The following is a 16,797-nucleotide window of genomic DNA, read 5'->3' as shown; positions in this document are numbered from 1 at the left end:
GGTGTTTTTTTTTTTTATTTTCCCGGGGGGGCCTCCCCCCCGTTTGGGGGCACCCCCCCCCCCGCGCGGCCCCCCCCCCCCCCGGGGGGGGGGCCCCCCCCCCCCGCGGGGCCGGCAGTAGCCGGCTCAGTCGGTCAGCTGCGCGAGCAGCCGCTCGGCGGACGGCAGGAGCCACTCTGGCACCGCGCTCTCGGGCAGGGCCTTGACCTCGTCGATCAGTGCCGAGACCCGTGCGGCTCCCATGTCCGCCCGGCCCCGCTCCTGCTCGGTCCACGCGGCGTTGTTCAGGCACTGGAACCGGTCCCGCAGATGATCCGGACCGAGCTCCGCGTAGACCGAGGCGGCCCGGTCCCAGAGGTCGATCTCCTCCAGACGCAGCGCCTCGATCTCCTCCTCGCTCAGCGACGCGAGCGCGCCCTCCGTGTCGTCGTCTGCGTCTGCGTCCTCGTCCTCGTCCTCGTCGAAGCGGTCCGTCTGTGCGCTGACCATCCGGTCGAGGACCTGCGCCAGCTGGTGCCACGTCTGGGCCAGTTCGGACCGCAGATGCGCGGCTCCGGGCTCCGCAGCCAGGGCGGCCTCCAGCACCCCGGCCGCCTCCTCCATCAGGGCCCGGGCCCGCGATACGGCCGCGTCGGTGACCGACTCGCGCAGTCCCAGCCAGGCCAGGGAGCGCAGGATCCGGACCTCGGCGACCGGCGCCTCCCCCGTCAGACGGTGCAGCTCCAGGGCCCGTTCGTAGGCGGCGACCGCCTCCGTGGCCAGCCCCGCGTCGGACAGGGTGTCGGCCGCCGAATGGGCGAGGCCGGCCTGGGGCCGTGGGTCCTCCCACTCCTTGGCCGTCTCCGCCGCCAGCAGGAACTGCTCCGCCGCCGCCCGGAACTCGTTCAGCCGTCGCAGCAGGTCCCCCAGGAACTCCCGGGCGGACACGGCCTGCTCCTCGCCGTGCTCCAGCAGATCCGGCAGCGCCGACTGCAGCACCTCCGCCGCCTCGGCGGCCCGGCCGTCCTGTGCGTACGCCCGGGCCAGGACCAGCCGGACCTGGGCCCCGCCGTCGGCGCTGAGACCGGCCTGGTCGAACCAGTGGGCCCCGGTCAGCGCGTGCGCCGCAGCCTCCGCCGCCTCGCCCCGCCGCAGCAGGACGTCCGCGAGGGTCAGCCGCATGACCCCCTGCGTCTCGGCGTCGGTCACCTCGGCGGAATGCTCCAGCGCGGAGCGCGCCGCCTGCTCCGCCTCCTCGGGCCGGTCCAGCCGCATCAGCACCCCGGCCCGCAGCACCAGGGCGTCCACCGCCTGCCAGGGCCGGCCCGCCCCGACCGCCCGTGCCGCGGCGGCCCCCAGCAGGGCCACGGCCCGCTCGGGGTCGCCCTGCGAGAGCGAGATCCGCCCCAGCATCTCCTCGGCATCCGCCGCGATGTCCGCCGGCGTGCCCCCGTAGGCGGCGGTGAACGCGGTCAGCTCGGCCGTCAGCTCGGCATGACCGTGCCCGTGCTCCTCGTCCCCGGTGGCCTCGGCCGAGCGCAGGTACGACTCCACGCGGATCGATGCCAGTTCCGCGAGGGCGATCCGCCGGATCCGCAGCGGCTCCGAGGCGTCCAGAGACTCCGCGGCCCGCAAGGCCACCGCGAGCAGCCTGCGGATCTCCGCGGGCGCGGTCCCGGACTGCGCGGCCACGCTCGCGAGCCGCAGCTCGGCCAGCGCCGCACGGTCCGCCCGGCCGAGCGCCCGGTAGCCGTCGCGCACCGCCGTCAGCAGCTCCGGCGCCTCCGCGGCGCCCTGCCTCGCGGCGGTCAGCGCCCGGTGGTCGGCCAGGTCGGCCGAGACCAGCGGGTCGGGCTCCGGCTCCGCACCGACTCGTACGGCGACCTCGGACCACAGCGCGTCGGCGCCCGGATGTCCCAGGTCACGCGCCTGCCGGGCACGCTCCACCAGCTCGGCGAACCCGGTGGCCGCGGCCACCGGGGAGGACGCGGCGGGCGCGACAGGGCCCGCGGGCCGGCCGAGCGCCGCGCTGCGCACCCCGAGCGGCAGGTGCTCGGCCAGCGGCTCCCGCCCGATCCGGGCCAGGAACCGGTCCGAGACCCGGGTGGTCCCGTTGCGCGCGTCGAACTGCCGGGCGATGCCGAGCGCGCCCGCGTGCATCACCTCGTACAGCTCGGAGACGGTGTGCGGGGCGCCGTCGTACGGGACGGCCGGGCTCTGCCCGTGGCCCAGCTCCCGCAGCCGGCGCAGCAGCACGAGGATGCCGCCGTGGAAGGCCAGCTGGTCGTCGGCGTTGGCGAGCGGCCCGACGTGGGAGGCGTGTTCGGCCAGGATCTCCAGGCCGCGCGACTCGTTGCCGGTCAGCGCGCAGAACTCGATGTGCCTGGCGACCGACGGCAGCAGGCTGTCGTTGCCGCGCGCCAGGCGGTAGCCGCGTAGGTGGTTCGAGCGGGCCTCGTCGGTCCGGCCGAGGCGCAGCAGCGGCAGCAGGGAGGTGGCCAGCACCCGGTGCGGCTCCTCGGCGCAGGTCTTCTCGCCTGCCAGCACCGGCGCCCAGATCTCCAGCGCCTGGGCGTCGTCGCCGGAGCGGACGGCGTACTGGCCCTGCCCGTTGAGCTCGCAGGCGCGGCAGTCGCTCATGTCGTCGCGCTCGGCCGCCAGCCAGCGCTCGAAGGCCTGCTGGGCCCGTGCGTCGTCACCGGTCGCGTCGGCGAGCCACAGCTCCGCCTCGCGTACGGGCCGCTCGCTGTAGCCCGCGATCCTGTACCGCCGCTCCATCTCGTCCAGCCAGCCGGTGGCCGACTCCAGGGGCACCCCGGGGGAGTCGGCGATGGCTCCGGCCACCCACTTGAACTGCCAGAACAGCGAGTGGGCGTCCCATTCGGAGAAGGCCCCGGGGTCCTTGTCGTATTCCTGGAGCAGCCGGGCGAAGGGCACCAGCAGCTTCGAGGACTCGGAGCTCCACAGATAGGCGTTGATCAGGTTGTCCAGGGTCTCCCGGAACAGCGCGCGGTCGCCGCTCGCCTCGGCGGCGGCGACCAGGGCCTCCGCGTGGGCGTTGCGCGCGGCGCCGCCCGGGGATTCGCGGTTCTCCGCCAGCCCCTGCTCGATCTCCCGGCGCGTCGGGTTCGTCACTTCTGGTCCTCCGGGTCTTCGGTGGAGTGGGTCGCCCATTCCAGGAGCCCGAGGAAGGCCCGGTTGAGCAGGGTGGAGTCGGCGGGACGCAGCGGCCGCTGGGACATCAGCAGGGCCTGTCCGTAGAGCGATTCGACGGCGGTGCCGGTCAGCGCCTCGTCGGGGAGCGCGGAGATCCGCCGGATGAGCGGGTTGTTGTGGTTGAGGACGAGGCGGGCGCGGGGTGCGGAGCCGCGCAGCGCGCCCAGGATGCCGCTCCACAGGGAGTCGGCGCTCTCCAGGGCGGCGGTCCGGTCCCGCTCCTGCCGTGCCTGCCGGTCGTCGAGGTAGAGCGCCGGGACGGAGACGGGCTGGAAGGCGCGCAGCACCACGTCGCAGCCCTGCGGCTGCAGGCGGGTGCGGGCGGTGGCGAGGAAGGGCGCGAGGGCCAGTTCGGCCGCCGTGGGCACCGGGTCGAGCCGTTCGGTGACGGCTCCGGCGTCCAGCTCGGTGACCTTCAGCTCGGGCCGTACGGAAGGCAGCAGGGCCAGCAGGTCCGCGTCGTAGGTGTAGCCGGCGTTGATGACGCCGAGGCCGTGGGCCGCGGCGATCGGCGCTATCTGGCGGAACTCCTCGACGGTGCGCGTGAAGTGGACGTCGGTGTGGGCGGCCGCGAATCGCTCCAGGCTCATCGGTCCGTCGCTGGTCTCGAACGGCAGCCAGGGCAGCATCAGGCCGAGCAGCTCGGGGTCGTGCCGGGCCATGGACTTCACACCGAGGTGGTGGACGCCGAGGAAGGCGGCGAGCCGCTCCGGGTCGCTCGCGGCGAGCTCGGCGAGCCAGCCGCGGACACGGCCGCCGAGGGCGTCCCGTACGGCGGCCAGGGTCTCGTCGTCGTACAGGTTCTCGCGGGAGGCGGTGGGCCGCAGCGTGTCCGTGTCGAGGACGGCCCGGACGAAGAACGCCCAGTCCGGGAGCAGGTTGTCGGCCCGGTCGGTCAGCAGCATGCCCTTGAGGTGGACGCGGTGGCCGGCCCGGTGGGCGGGGCTGGTCGGCTCGGGCAGGACGTACGCCACCCCGCGCACCCCGGCGACCGGCAGGTCGAGGTCGATGCTGTCGAGCGGGGTGAAGCCGAAGAGCTCCGCGCAGTGGTCGGCGAGCGCGACGCGCCGGGCGGCCGGGGTGGGGAAGGGCCGGTCCCAGACGGCGGGGCGGTCGGTGACGGGGCGCGGCTCGCCGCCCTCGCCGTCGTCGAAGGTGATGTCGTACGGCAGCAGGGAGCCGTAGTCGCGGGCCAGTTGCTCCACCTTGGCCGGCACGGTCCACTCGCCGGCCCCCGGGCGTCCCTCGAGGACGACGGTGGTGCCGGGCTCCGGACGCGCCTCGTGGGGCAGTTCGCGCACGGTGTACGAACCGTCGTCCGTGGCCAGCCATTCGACGGGCAGGGCCTGGGGGTCGCGGGCGGAGCGGGTGACGACGCGGATCTGGCGGGCCACGACGAAGCAGGCGAGCAGGCCGATGCCGAACTGGCCGAGGAACTCCCGCCGGGCCGCTTCCAGTCCGTGCTCCCCGCCGCGCTTGGAACTGCGGCCGATGGTGGCGAGGAGGGAGTGGGCCTCGGCGGCGGTCAGGCCTATGCCGCTGTCCTCGATGGTCACCCGGCCGCCGGAGGCGGTCAGCCGGATGTGGACCGCGGCCTGCGGGTCGAGGGTCTGACGGGCGGTGACGGCGTCCACGGCGTTCTGCAGCAGCTCGCGGACGTAGACGCGCGGACTGGAGTAGAGGTGGTGGGAGAGCAGGTCGACCAGGCCGCGCAGGTCGACTTGGAAGGAATGGGGCGTGGACGTCATGGGGCGTCACCTCGCGTGCTTAACGGGATGGTTCGGCGATCGCGAGGTCCCCCCTCACAGATCCCGGAGTGGGCAACAGATTAGGGGGATGGTCCGACAATCTCCGCGCGAATTCCCCTCGGGGGACCACTGCGGAGGGCAGCCCGGGGGGCTACTGGAAGCGCAGGAACTGCGGCGGTACGGCGTCCACCAGCCACACCCCGTTGGCGCTGATCCGGAAGACGTGTCCGGCGGCGCGCATCGCCCCGGCGTCCACGCTGAGCACCACGGGCCGGCCCCGCCGTGCGCCGACGCGGGTCGCGGTCTCCCGGTCGGGGGACAGGTGCACGTGGTGGCGGGCCATCGGGCGCAGGCCCTCGGCGCGGATCGCGTCCAGGGCGGCGGCGACGGTGCCGTGGTAGAGGTACGCGGGCGGTTCGGCTTCCGGAAGACCGAGGTCCACGGCCACCGTGTGGCCCTGGCTGGCCCGGATCCGGGTGCCGTCGACGGCGAACCGCTGTTTGTCGTTGGCGGCCACGACGTGATCGAGCTCGGCGCGGCTGAAGGCGAAACCGTGGGCGGCGGCCGCGCGCAGAAGGTCCTCGATCTCCACCCAGCCGTGGGGGTCGAGCACCAGTCCGATGCGTTCCGGCTGATGCCGCAGGTGTTTCGAGACGTATTTGGACACCTTCACGGTGCGTTTGTCGTCCATGGCCCCAGCGTGCCCGGTCGCAGGCCCCTCCGGCAGGGATTTTTCGGGGTGCGGGCGGGCGTGGACACCCTCTATCGCTATTCCAAGATACGGAATACATTTTCCGCTGCCACTTCTGCCCAGGGGGAGAAACCATGACAGCCCATACCTCTCTGCCACGCCGTGCGGCTGCCGAACTGATCGGGACGGCAGGACTGCTCGTGGTCGTGATCGGCTCCGGAATACAGGCCGCCGAGCTCAGCCGCGACACAGGTGTCGCCCTGCTCGCCAACTCGATCGCCTCCGCCATCGGCCTCGGGCTGATCATCACGCTCTTCGGGCCGCTGTCCGGTGCCCATCTCAACCCGGTGGTCACCCTCACCGCCTGGTGGTCCCGGCGCACCGGCGGGGAGGGGCTCACCGGCCGGGAGGCGCTGGCCTACGCCGTGGCCCAGACGGCCGGAGCGATCGGCGGTGCGGTCCTGGCGGAGGCCATGTTCGGCCGGGCCCCCGGCACCTTCGCCACCCAGGTCCGCGACGGCGGACACCTGCTCGTCGGCGAGGTCGTCGCCACCGCCGGCCTCGTCCTCGTCATCCAGGGCCTCGGCCGCATAGGACGCCCGAAGCTCATCCCGGCCGCCGTCGCCGCGTACATCGCCGCGGCGATCTGGTTCACCTCCTCCGGCTCCTTCGCCAACCCGGCCGGCACCGTCGGACGCAGCTTCAGCGACTCCTTCACCGGCATAGCGCCGCAGTCGCTCCCCGGCTTCGTCCTGGCCCAGCTGATCGGCGGGATCCTCGGCCTGGCACTCGCCGCCCTGCTGTACGGAACCTCCCGGTCCGCGCAGCAGCCGGTGCCGGTGGAGACCCTCGCCGAGCCCGGCCCGGTGGACGGCACGACCCCCACCAAGGCCGCGTACGAGACCATCGGCTGACCTCTCAACCCCCGTTGCCCACAGGCAAACGGGACTTGTCCACAGCCGTTTGGGCCGGTTTTGACGGCAAAGGCGGGATCCGCCCTGTGGACGTGTGATCCGACCTGTGGACTACTGTCCGGGCCCCGCCCGGCGCGCCAGATCGTTCATCGTCCGGGCCTGGAGCTCCCGCTCCGTCGCGGCCCGGACGAACTCCGCCACGTGGTCGGCGCCGACGAGGTCCTGCACCGCACGCACCGTCCCGGCCGGCAGCGCCACCGGGGAGGGGCCCGACGGCTGCGGTGGCCCGCCCGCCCCCAGGTGCCGCTGCAGATGCCGGGTCGCGAACAGCCGCATCGCGCGCGCCAGCTCCGCGTCCACCGTCTGCTGCGCGAGCGGCCGCAGCCGCCGCACCATCGTCGCCGCCTCCGCCGCGTCCGTGTCGGTCGGCGGCACCTGCCCGAGGTAGCGCGCGAAGACGTGCTCGGTGGTGAACTCCAGGAACCGCGAGGCGATGTGCTCCACCTGCCCGCGCAGCTCCCGCAGGTGCCCGGTGATGGCCGACAGCGGCACCCCGGCCGCGTACAGCTCGGCGGCCACCGTCAGCTCCTGCGGCGAGGGCACCAGGAACTGGTCCGGGCGCCCCGGGACGCGCTCCAGCACGCCCAGCTCGCAGGCCTCGTCCACCGCGTCGTCGTCGGGCCGGCCGCCGAAGCGCTCGTTCAGCTCCTCCCGGCTGATGCGGGCCGCTTCCTCGTCGGTCCACGGCCCGTGCACCTCGGCGACCAGCCCGAGTACGCCGCCCAGCCCGCGCCCGGCGTCCCAGGCCTCCAGCAGCTCCTTGATGGAGGCCAGGGTGTAGCCGCGGTCCAGCAGGTCCGCGATCTGCCGCAGCCGCGCCAGATGCGTGTCCCGGTAGACGTTGGAGCGGCCCCGCCGCTCCGGTTTCGGCAGCAGACCCCGGTCCTGGTACGCGCGGATCGTGCGCACCGTCGCTCCGCTGTGGTGCGCCAGATCCTCGATCCGGTACTCGGCCACCGCCTGATCGGACAATCCCGGCTCCCTACGACATCGCGGCTCTGCCGACCGCGCCCGCCGCGGCCCGGGCGGCGGGTGAGGCCGCGAGGTACTCGACCGCCCTGCGCAGCGAGCCCTCCTGCGAGGGATGGTACGACCGCCGGAAGTAGCGGGGTATGGCCGTGCCGAGCTCTCTCCACGTGGGCAGCAGGCCCTTGGCCACCCCCCGGTTGAAGACCTTGACGAACCACCGCTCCCCGGCGGGCAGCAGCAGCTGCAGCACGTTGATGACGTGGGTGGCGGTGGGCTCGCCGGGTATCCAGTGCAGCGGTGTGGCCCTCCAGTCGAAGGCCACCCGGCGCGGGGTGATCGCATACCCGGTCCCGGTCACAGCCGGGGCTCTATCTTCGCGATGCGCCGCAGGGTGCGAGGGGCGAAGCGGGACATCCACAGGGCGCCCTTGGACTCGGGAGTCACCGGCACGACGGCCTCGTTGCGCACCACGGCCCGCAGGATCGCGTCGGCGACCTTCTCCGGCGGGAAGTTGCGCAGCCCGTACAGCCGCGAGGAGCGTTCCTGACGGCGCTTCTCCTCGGCCTCGTCCACCCCGGCGAACCGCGAGGTGGCCGTGATGTTGGTGTTGACGATGCCGGGGCAGATGGCGGAGACGCCGATCGACTTCGACGCCAGTTCCGCGCGCAGGCACTCCGACAGCATCAGCACCGCGGCCTTGGAGGTGCTGTAGGCCGGCAGGGTCCGGGAGGGCAGATAGGCGGCGGCGGAGGCGGTGTTGACGATGTGTCCGCCCTGGCCGCGCTCGGCCATCTGCCTTCCGAAGATCCGGCAGCCGTGGATGACGCCCCACAGGTTGACGTCGAGAACCTTCTTCCAGTCCTCGGAACTGGTGTCCAGGAAGGCCCCGGACAGGCCGATCCCGGCGTTGTTGACCAGGACGTCCACGATTCCGTACTCCGCGGCCACCTTCGCCGCGAGCTTCTCCATGGCCTGCTCGTCGCTGACGTCCGCGCACTCGCCCCAGGCCTCGGGGGCACCGACCAGGCGGGCCATGTCCGCCGTGCGCGCCGCGCCCTCGGCGTCCCGGTCCACGGCCACCACCCGGGCCCCGGCCTCGGCGAACGCGAAGGCGGTGGCCCGGCCGATGCCGCTGGCCGCACCGGTGACCAGGACCAGCCGGCCGCCGAAGCGGTCGGCGTACTTCACCGGAGCCTTACGCTCCGGTGACCGCGTGGCGGGCTCCTCCCGGGCCGTGACGAACTCGGTGATCCACGTGGCCAGCTGGTCGGGCCTGGTCCGGGGCACCCAGTGCTTGGCGGGCAGCGTACGGCGCACCAGATCCGGGGCCCAGCCCTCCAGGTCGTCGTAGAGCCGCTCGGACAGGAAAGCGTCCCCGGTCGGGGTGATCAGCTGCACCGGTACGTGGGCGTACGCGTCCGGCCGGGGCCGGCGCAGCCGCGGGCGGACGTTGTCGCGGTAGAGCCAGGCGCCGTGCGCCGCGTCCGAGGGCAGCGAGGCCGTCGGGTAGGGGCCGGCCGGCACGTTCTCCAGCCGTTCGAGCATCGCCGGCCAGCGCTTGCCGAGCGGCCCGCGCCAGGCGAGCTCCGGCAGCACGGGCGTGTGCAGCATGTACACGTACCAGGACTTGGCGCCCTGGCCCAGCAGCTGCGCGGCCCGGCGCGGGGTGGGCCGGGCCATCCGCTTCTTGATCCAGTGCCCGAAGTGGTCGAGGGAAGGGCCCGACATCGAGGTGAAGGAGGCGATCCGGCCCTCGGTGCGGGCGACGGTGGCGAACTCCCAGCCCTGTACGGACCCCCAGTCGTGCCCGACCAGGTGGACCGGCCGGTCCGGGCTGACCGCGTCGGCCACCGCCAGGAAGTCGTCGGTCAGCTTCTCCAGGGTGAATCCCCCGCGCAGCGGCTGCGGCGCGGTCGAGCGCCCGTGGCCGCGCACGTCGTAGAGCACCACGTGGAAGCGCGCGGCCAGCCGCTCGGCGACCTCCGACCAGACCTCCTTGCTGTCGGGGTAGCCGTGGACCAGCACCACCGTGGGCTGCTCGGTGTCGCCGAGTTCGGCCACGCACAGCTCCACCCCGCCGGTGCTCACCCAGCGCTCGCGCGCGCCCGCCGGTCCCGCCGTACCCGTCCCGTTCATGCCGCTCATGCCGCCTTCTCCTCAGCCCAGCGCCGCACGTGCGGCAGATCGTCGTCCAGCCAGAACGCGCTCTCCCCGGGGTCCCGGGAGTCGGTGACGACCAGGATCTCCTCGAACTTCGCACCGGTGCCCCGGAAGCCCAGATGCGGCTCCACCGCCCACAGGCCGGGCTGCGGCGGATGGTCGGAGAACCGGTACGGGCTCCACAGCGGGGACCATCCCTCACGGTGCCCGTGCAGGGCGTCGGATGCCAGCCCCTTCAGGGACTGGGTGCCGAAACCGAACGCCGTCGGGGACCAGCGCCGCTCCCTGACCCGGTCGATCTTGTGCGCGATCACGCCGAAGGGATAGGCGCGGTGCCGGTTGGCATACCCCTGACGGGTCATCAGCCGCTCGACGTTCTCGTAGATCTCGCGCAGGGAGCGGCGCTCCCGCACCTGCTCCAGGATCAGGGTGCGGTGCGCCCGCAGATCGGACATGAGCCGGTCCTGCACCGGATTGAGCCCGAGGCTGCCCGAGTATCCGATGTCCGCCGCGTACCCCTTGTAGACCGGCGCCATGTCGAGGATGAAGGGCATCCCCGGCTCCAGCTTCCGGTTCGTCGGGAAGAACTGCAGCGGGATCCGGAAGCCGGCGAAGGCGGTGCGGTCGCCGAACCAGGCGAAGGGCAGGTGGAACCAGTCGCGCACGCCGCGCTCGCGCAGCCACTCCCGCTGCATCCGCGCGGCCTCGCGCTCGGTCATCCCGGGGCGCAGCTGCGCGGCGACGCTCTCCGCGCACTCGTACGAGAGGCGCTGCACTTCCCTGAACCCTCGAAAATCGTCCCCTGCCATTGGTCAGCACCCGTCTCGGTCGCCGTACGTGCCCGTAAGTTGACACTGATGAATGTGACAATGACCGGAGATCACGTCAAGGGCCGTGCACAGACCTGTGGACAAAGTTGTCCGGTCCACATCAGCCTCCAGTACGGGTATGTACTCCTGAAGGCTGAGACGGGATCCAGCTCAAGGTCTGACGTATCGCAGGAGCCGCGCCACTAACGTCGAAGCCGTGACTGTCATCGCGACCGAAAGCCTGAGCAAGCGGTACCCCCGAGTGACCGCCCTCGACCGGCTCTCCCTGGACATCGGGCCTGGTGTGACCGGCCTCGTGGGTGCCAACGGAGCCGGCAAGTCCACGCTGATCAAGATCCTGCTGGGACTGTCCCCCGCCACCGAGGGCAGCGCCGCCGTGCTCGGCCTCGACGTCACCACGCATGGCAGTGCCATCCGTGAACGCGTCGGCTACATGCCCGAGCACGACTGCCTGCCACCCGACGTCTCGGCCACCGAGTTCGTCGTCCACATGGCCCGCATGTCCGGGCTCCCGCCCACCGCGGCGCGGGAACGCACCGCCGACACCCTGCGTCACGTGGGGCTCTACGAGGAGCGCTACCGCCCCATCGGCGGCTACTCCACGGGCATGAAGCAGCGCGTCAAGCTGGCCCAGGCGCTCGTCCACGACCCCCAGCTGGTCCTCCTCGACGAGCCCACCAACGGTCTCGACCCGGTCGGCCGCGACGAGATGCTCGGCCTGATCCGCCGCGTCTACACCGACTTCGGCATCTCCGTCCTGGTCACCTCCCACCTCCTGGGCGAGCTGGAGCGGACCTGCGACCACGTCGTGGTCGTCGACGGCGGCAAGCTGCTGCGCTCCAGCTCCACCAGCGACTTCACCCAGATCACCACGACCCTCGCGGTCGAGGTCACCGACTCCGACGCGCACCCGGACGGCACCGCCGCCCTGCGCAAGGCGCTCACCGAGGCGGGCATCGCCCTGCACGCGGGCGAGGAGCAGGGACTGCCCGGCGCCGGCCACATCCTCCTGGTGGAGGCCACGGGCGAGGACACGTACGACACGGTCCGCGACACCGTCGCCGACCTCGGCATCGGCCTGGTCCGCATGGAGCAGCGCCGCCACCACATCGCGGAGGTCTTCCGCGACAGCGACCAGCCCGCGCGGTCCATCCACCAGAAGGGAGCCGGTTCCGATGGCGCCTGACACCTCGACCCAGATCCACAACATCGGCTACCGGTCCTACGACGGCCCCCGGCTCGGCCGCGCCTACGCCCGCAAGTCGCTGTTCTCGCAGTCCCTGCGGGGCGCCTACGGACTCGGCCGGTCGGCCAAGTCCAAGGTGCTGCCGATGATCCTCTTCGCGGTGATGTGCGTTCCCGCGCTGATCCTCGTCGCGGTGGCCATCGCCGTCCCCGGCTCCACCGAACTGCCGATCAAGTACACGACGTACGCCCTGACCACGCAGGTGGTCATCGGTCTCTACCTCGCGTCCCAGGCGCCCCAGTCGGTCTCCCGGGACCTGCGCTTCAAGACCGTTCCGCTCTACTTCTCGCGGCCCATCGAGCGGGTCGACTACGTCGTGGCCAAGTTCGCGGCCATGGCCTCGGCCCTGTTCATCCTCACCGCCACCCCGCTGCTGATCATGTGGATCGGCTCGCTGCTGGCGAAGTTCGACTTCGGTGACCAGACCAAGGGATTCGGGCAGGGACTGGTGTCGGTACTGCTGCTGTCGCTGCTGTTCGCGGGCCTCGGCCTGGTCATGGCCGCGCTCACCCCCCGCCGCGGGTTCGGCGTCGCCGCGATCATCGCCGTGCTGCTGATCCCGTACGGCGCGGTGACCGCCGTCCAGGGCATCGCCTACAGCACCGGGAACACCGGAGCCATCGACTGGATGGGCCTGTTCTCCCCCATCACCCTGATCGACGGGGTCCAGACGGCCTTCCTCGGCGCGACCACCGCCTTCCCCGGTGGTGACGGCCCCTCGGCCGGCACCGGCGTCGTCTACCTGCTCGTCATCCTCGGCCTCATCGCCGGCTCCTACGCCGCCCTGATGGCCCGCTACCGGAAGGCCGGGCTGTGACCATCATCGACATCGACCACACCTCCCGCTGGTTCGGGAACGTCGTCGCCGTCAACGACGTGACCATGCGCATCGGTCCCGGCGTCACCGGCCTCCTCGGCCCCAACGGCGCGGGCAAGTCCACCCTCATCAACATGATGGGCGGCTTCCTGGCCCCCTCCACGGGCACCGTCACCCTCGACGGCACGCAGATCTGGCGCAACGAACAGGTCTACAAGCAGATCGGCGTCGTGCCCGAGCGCGAGGCCATGTACGACTTCCTCACCGGCCGCGAGTTCGTCATCGCCAATGCCGAGCTGCACGGGCTCGGCGACGCCGACGCCCAGCGGGCGCTGGCCACCGTGGAGATGGAGTACGCCCAGGACCGCAAGATCTCCACGTACTCCAAGGGCATGCGCCAGCGCGTGAAGATGGCCTCCGCGCTGGTCCACGACCCGTCCGTACTGCTCCTCGACGAGCCGTTCAACGGCATGGACCCGCGCCAGCGCATGCAGCTGATGGAACTGCTGCGGCGGATGGGCGACGACGGGCGCACCGTCCTGTTCTCCTCCCACATCCTGGAGGAGGTCGAGCAGCTGGCCTCCCACATCGAGGTGGTCGTCGCCGGCCGGCACGCCGCCTCCGGCGACTTCCGCAAGATCCGCCGCCTGATGACGGACCGCCCGCACCGCTACCTCGTCCGCTCCTCCGACGACCGGGCCCTCGCCGCGGCCCTGATCGCCGACCCGTCCACGGCCGGTATCGAGGTCGACCTGAAGGAAGGCGCCCTGCGCATCCAGGCCGTCGACTTCGGGCGCTTCACCGAGCTGCTGCCGCGGGTCGCCCGCGCGCACGGCATCCGGCTGCTGACGGTCTCGCCTTCCGACGAGTCCCTCGAGTCGGTCTTCTCCTACCTCGTCGCGGCCTGAAGGAGCTGGCATCCATGTACGACCCCACCGTTGCCCGGCTCACCTACCGGGCCCTGCTCGGCCGCCGCCGGGCGCTGATCCTCTTCCTCCTGCCCGCCCTGCTGATCCTCATCGCGATCGCCGTCCGCGCCCTCACGGGTGTGGACGACAAGGTCGCCGCCGACCTGCTCGGCGGGTTCGCCCTCGCGACGATGGTCCCGCTGATCGGCGTCATCGCCGGCACGGGCGCCATCGGCCCCGAGATCGACGACGGATCGATCGTCTACCTGCTCTCCAAGCCGGTGAAGCGGCCGACGATCATCATGACCAAGCTGATCGTGGCGATCGCCGTCACCATGGCCTTCTCCGCGATCCCCACCCTGATCGCCGGGTTCATCCTCAACGGCAACGGACAGCAGATCGCCGTCGCCTACACCATCGCCGCCCTCGTGGCCTCGATCGCCTACAGCGCGCTGTTCCTGCTGCTGGGCACCGTCAGCCGGCACGCGGTCGTCTTCGGCCTGGTCTACGCCCTGATCTGGGAGTCGCTCTTCGGCAGCCTGGTCTCCGGCGCCAAGACCCTCAGCGTCCAGCAGTGGGCCCTGTCGCTGGCCGAGAAGGTCGCCGGGGAGGGATACGTCGACGCCACCGTCGGCCTGCCCACCGCCGTGGTCCTGCTCACCGTGGTCACCGTCGGCGCCACCGTCTACGCGGGCCAGAAGCTGCGACGCCTCACCCTGGCCGGCGAGGAGTAGGTCCACCGCACCGCCCGAAGACGTGCCCCGCCCGGCCCACCGGCCAGGCGGGGCACAGCTTCGCGCGTCATCATCGGGGCATGATCGAGCACACCGAGCCCGAGCCGTCCAGGCCCCTGCGGTCCTGGATACGCTCCTCGCCCGGAACGCACATCTGGCTCTTGATCATCGCGGTCACCAGCATCATCGTCGTGATCGCACCCGACCGGGTCGAGCACATCCTGCTCCACCGCAACAGCAGCAACATCCACCAGCTGGTCGAACACCCCGTCCGGGCCCTCGTCAGCAGCGCCTTCTGGATCGAGAACCCGGCCTCGCTCGCCCTCTACGCCGTGCTCTTCGAGCTGTTCCAGGCTCCCGTCGAACGCTGGCTGGGCACCCTGCGCTGGCTCGTGATCGTCGCGACCGCCCACATCGTCGCCACACTGGTCAGCCAGAAGGTCCTCCTGATGGCCATCGAGGACCACCGCGCCCCGCGCAGCATGACCCATGTCGTCGACATCGGCGTCAGCTACGGCATCGCGGCCGCCGTCGGAGTCCTCACCTACCGGCTGCCCAACCCCTGGCGGTGGCTCTACCTCGCGGGCGCCGTCGCCTTCTTCGGGCTCCCCCTCCTCACCGGCGGCACCTTCACCGACCTCGGCCACGCCATCGCGCTCTGCGTCGGCCTGCTCTCCTGGCCGCTCACCCGGCACCTTGTTTCACGTGAAACGTGACTAACCGGCTTCCGCTTTCGCCACACCGTGCTCCCACGCCCACGCGGCGATCCCCACCCGGTTGCGGGCCCCGAGCTTCGCCTGGACGTTCGCGATGTGGGTCTTGGCCGTCCCCGCGGTGATGAACAGCTCCGCGCCGATCTCGGCATTGGTCAGCCCCCGCGCCACCAGCCGTACGATCTCGACCTCCCGCTCGGTGAGCGGATGCGCCACGGCGGCGGGGACCGGACCCGCCTGGGTCAGCGTGCTGAGCAGCCGGACCGTGATCTGCGGACTGATCAGCGTGTCCCCGGCCATCGCGGCGCGCACCCCCTCGATCAGCAGGGCCGGTCCGGACCGCTTCAGGAGGAACCCGCACGCCCCGTTGCGCAGCGCCGTGTGCACGTACTCGTCCAGGTCGAAGGTGGTGACCACCACCACCCGGGTCAGCGGCGCCAGCAGCCGGGTCACCTCCAGGCCGTCCAGCCGCGGCATCCGGATGTCCGCCAGGACCACGTCGGGCCGCAGCTCCCGGGCCAGCGCCACCGCGCTCTCCCCGTCGGCCGCCTCCCCCACCACGGTCATGTCCGGCTGCGAATCGAGGATCAGCCGGAAGCCGCTGCGGATGTCCTCTTGGTCGTCGGCTATCAGGATGCGTGTGGTCACTGCGCCATGATCACCCGACAGGATCCCCCTGCGCGGGGAAGACCGCACAAACCCGCCACCCGCCATCCGGCCCTGCCCCGGCCCGCAGGGTCCCGCCGGCGGCTTCCACCCGCCCGCGCAGCCCCGCCAGCCCCGTACCGCCCTGTCGCAGGCGGCCCAGCAGCCCGCCGGTGCTCCGGGGCGCGGCGGAGTTGACCACGCTGAGTTCCGTGCCGGCCCCCGTGCGGCGCACGGCGACCCGCACCACGGCGGCGCCGGGCGCGTGCCGGCGGACGTTCGTCAGGGCCTCGACGGCCACCCGGTAGGCCGTGGTGTCCGCCTCCCGGGTCAGTCCCGCCAGCGCCGCGGGATCGCTCTCCAGCTCCCCGCCCTCGAACCGCTCCACCAGTTCCGGCAGTCGGGCCAGTCCCGGTACCGGAGCGGTCGTACGGCCCGCCGCCTCCTGCAGGGCGTGCACGGTCCGGTCCATCGACTCCAGGGCGCTCAGCCCCGAGGCCTCGATCCGCTCCAGCGCGCGGACCGCCTGCCCCGGGTCCTGCGCGGCCACGAACCGTGCCGCCTGCGCCTGCACCACGATCGCGCTCACGTCGTGCGCCACGAAGTCGTGCAGGTCCCGGGCCAGTTCCAGCTGCTGGTCGCGCCGCGCGTCCCGTACGGCCTGCCGCAGCCGGCCCGCCTGACGGCGCAGGTAGCCGCCGGCGGCCAGTGCCCCGAAGGCCGGCACGGCCCAGAAGGCCGCCGCCCCGCAGACCTCCAGCCACGATCCGTCCGCCCACACCAGCGGGACCGGCCACAGGGCCACTGCCGCCACGCCCAGAGCGCCCGCGAGGCTCCCGGACCGGAGCGGGGACCAGCGGGCCACCAGGGCCAGCAGCGGCAGCAGTACCGCCATCCCCGCCAGCGACCAGGTGCTGGGCACGGACAGGGCCGAACCGATCAGGGACACCAGGCCCGCCCCGGCCAGGACGGGGGCGTACAGCGCGCTCGGTTTCAAGGGCACGTCCCGACCCTACGAGCCCCCCTCCGCCCCCGGTATCTCCCGTTCGGCAGAGGCCCGCCGCACCCGGCGGCGGCCGGTCCTGCTGATCGGCGGATGGTTCCGCGGCGGCGGCCGGCCCCGAAATTCGCTGGTAAGGGCAGTGTGCGAGGGGCAGAGTGAGTTGT

15 protein-coding genes are annotated in these 16,797 nt (G+C 72.4%); 6 read left to right on the top strand and 9 right to left on the bottom strand.

Going from position 1 to position 16,797, the window contains the following annotated elements:
- Positions 1 to 126: 126 nt before the first annotated feature.
- From ACFWP3_RS07095 to ACFWP3_RS07085, 3 genes are all read right to left on the bottom strand, one after another.
- Positions 127 to 3,114: a tetratricopeptide repeat protein gene (locus tag ACFWP3_RS07095; RefSeq protein WP_384217012.1), complete on the bottom strand. Its 2,988-nt coding sequence runs from the start codon at positions 3,112 to 3,114 to the stop codon at positions 127 to 129.
- Positions 3,111 to 4,943, bottom strand: a complete 1,833-nt coding sequence (locus tag ACFWP3_RS07090; RefSeq protein WP_384217010.1) for an HSP90 family protein — start codon at positions 4,941 to 4,943, stop codon at positions 3,111 to 3,113. The genes ACFWP3_RS07095 and ACFWP3_RS07090 overlap by 4 nt, the downstream gene beginning before the upstream one ends.
- A 151-nt stretch (positions 4,944 to 5,094) precedes the next feature.
- The gene (locus tag ACFWP3_RS07085; RefSeq protein ID WP_384217008.1) at positions 5,095 to 5,634 is read right to left on the bottom strand and encodes an RNA 2'-phosphotransferase; all 540 of its coding nucleotides are present in this window, start codon (positions 5,632 to 5,634) and stop codon (positions 5,095 to 5,097) included.
- 134 nt (positions 5,635 to 5,768) lie between these two features.
- Here ACFWP3_RS07085 and ACFWP3_RS07080 point away from each other — a divergent pair, with 134 nt between their 5' ends.
- A complete protein-coding gene (locus ACFWP3_RS07080; protein WP_384217006.1) occupies positions 5,769 to 6,548 on the top strand; it encodes an aquaporin in 780 nt (259 codons plus the stop codon).
- A 111-nt stretch (positions 6,549 to 6,659) separates the two neighbouring features.
- On the opposite strand, the gene ACFWP3_RS07075 is transcribed toward ACFWP3_RS07080, so the two are convergent.
- From ACFWP3_RS07075 to ACFWP3_RS07060, 4 genes are read right to left on the bottom strand one after another with little or no spacing between them, the layout of a single operon-like run.
- Complete coding sequence (locus ACFWP3_RS07075) at positions 6,660 to 7,580, bottom strand: MerR family transcriptional regulator (RefSeq protein ID WP_384217003.1); 921 nt, start codon at positions 7,578 to 7,580, stop codon at positions 6,660 to 6,662.
- 10 nt (positions 7,581 to 7,590) lie between these two features.
- The gene (locus ACFWP3_RS07070; RefSeq protein ID WP_384217001.1) at positions 7,591 to 7,935 is read right to left on the bottom strand and encodes a metal-dependent hydrolase; all 345 of its coding nucleotides are present in this window, start codon (positions 7,933 to 7,935) and stop codon (positions 7,591 to 7,593) included.
- On the bottom strand, positions 7,932 to 9,722 hold the full coding sequence (locus ACFWP3_RS07065; protein ID WP_384217000.1) for an SDR family oxidoreductase: 1,791 nt from the start codon (positions 9,720 to 9,722) through the stop codon (positions 7,932 to 7,934). The genes ACFWP3_RS07070 and ACFWP3_RS07065 overlap by 4 nt, the downstream gene beginning before the upstream one ends.
- On the bottom strand, positions 9,719 to 10,546 hold the full coding sequence (locus ACFWP3_RS07060) for a M24 family metallopeptidase (protein WP_384216998.1): 828 nt from the start codon (positions 10,544 to 10,546) through the stop codon (positions 9,719 to 9,721). The genes ACFWP3_RS07065 and ACFWP3_RS07060 overlap by 4 nt, the downstream gene beginning before the upstream one ends.
- Before the next feature lie 217 nt (positions 10,547 to 10,763).
- On the opposite strand from ACFWP3_RS07060, the gene ACFWP3_RS07055 reads away from it, so the two are divergent.
- From ACFWP3_RS07055 to ACFWP3_RS07035, 5 genes are all read left to right on the top strand, one after another.
- Positions 10,764 to 11,753 (top strand): ABC transporter ATP-binding protein, encoded by a 990-nt coding sequence (locus ACFWP3_RS07055; protein ID WP_384216996.1) that lies wholly within the window; start codon positions 10,764 to 10,766, stop codon positions 11,751 to 11,753.
- On the top strand, positions 11,743 to 12,630 hold the full coding sequence (locus tag ACFWP3_RS07050) for an ABC transporter permease (protein WP_384216993.1): 888 nt from the start codon (positions 11,743 to 11,745) through the stop codon (positions 12,628 to 12,630). The genes ACFWP3_RS07055 and ACFWP3_RS07050 overlap by 11 nt, the downstream gene beginning before the upstream one ends.
- Positions 12,627 to 13,538: an ABC transporter ATP-binding protein gene (locus ACFWP3_RS07045; protein ID WP_384216990.1), complete on the top strand. Its 912-nt coding sequence runs from the start codon at positions 12,627 to 12,629 to the stop codon at positions 13,536 to 13,538. Before ACFWP3_RS07050 ends, ACFWP3_RS07045 begins: the two co-directional genes overlap by 4 nt.
- 14 nt (positions 13,539 to 13,552) lie before the next feature.
- Positions 13,553 to 14,272 carry an ABC transporter permease subunit gene (locus ACFWP3_RS07040; RefSeq protein ID WP_384216988.1) on the top strand — a complete coding sequence of 240 codons (720 nt, stop codon included), beginning with the start codon at positions 13,553 to 13,555 and terminating at the stop codon, positions 14,270 to 14,272.
- 80 nt (positions 14,273 to 14,352) lie between these two features.
- Positions 14,353 to 14,988 carry a rhomboid-like protein gene (locus ACFWP3_RS07035; protein ID WP_384216986.1) on the top strand — a complete coding sequence of 212 codons (636 nt, stop codon included), beginning with the start codon at positions 14,353 to 14,355 and terminating at the stop codon, positions 14,986 to 14,988.
- Here the strand turns inward: ACFWP3_RS07035 and ACFWP3_RS07030 are convergent, their stop codons facing one another.
- Together ACFWP3_RS07030 and ACFWP3_RS07025 are read right to left on the bottom strand one after the other, a co-directional pair.
- On the bottom strand, positions 14,989 to 15,633 hold the full coding sequence (locus tag ACFWP3_RS07030; RefSeq protein ID WP_384216983.1) for a response regulator: 645 nt from the start codon (positions 15,631 to 15,633) through the stop codon (positions 14,989 to 14,991). It lies immediately after the preceding gene.
- A gap of 10 nt (positions 15,634 to 15,643) precedes the next feature.
- On the bottom strand, positions 15,644 to 16,633 hold the full coding sequence (locus ACFWP3_RS07025; RefSeq protein WP_384216981.1) for a sensor histidine kinase: 990 nt from the start codon (positions 16,631 to 16,633) through the stop codon (positions 15,644 to 15,646).
- Between the last annotated feature and the right edge of the window lie 164 nt (positions 16,634 to 16,797).

It is taken from the genome of Streptomyces sp. NPDC058525, assembly GCF_042719495.1.
Taxonomy (GTDB): Bacteria; Actinomycetota; Actinomycetes; order Streptomycetales; family Streptomycetaceae; genus Streptomyces.
Note: the sequence above shows the minus strand (reverse complement) of the source record. Positions and strands in the feature narration are given on the sequence as shown.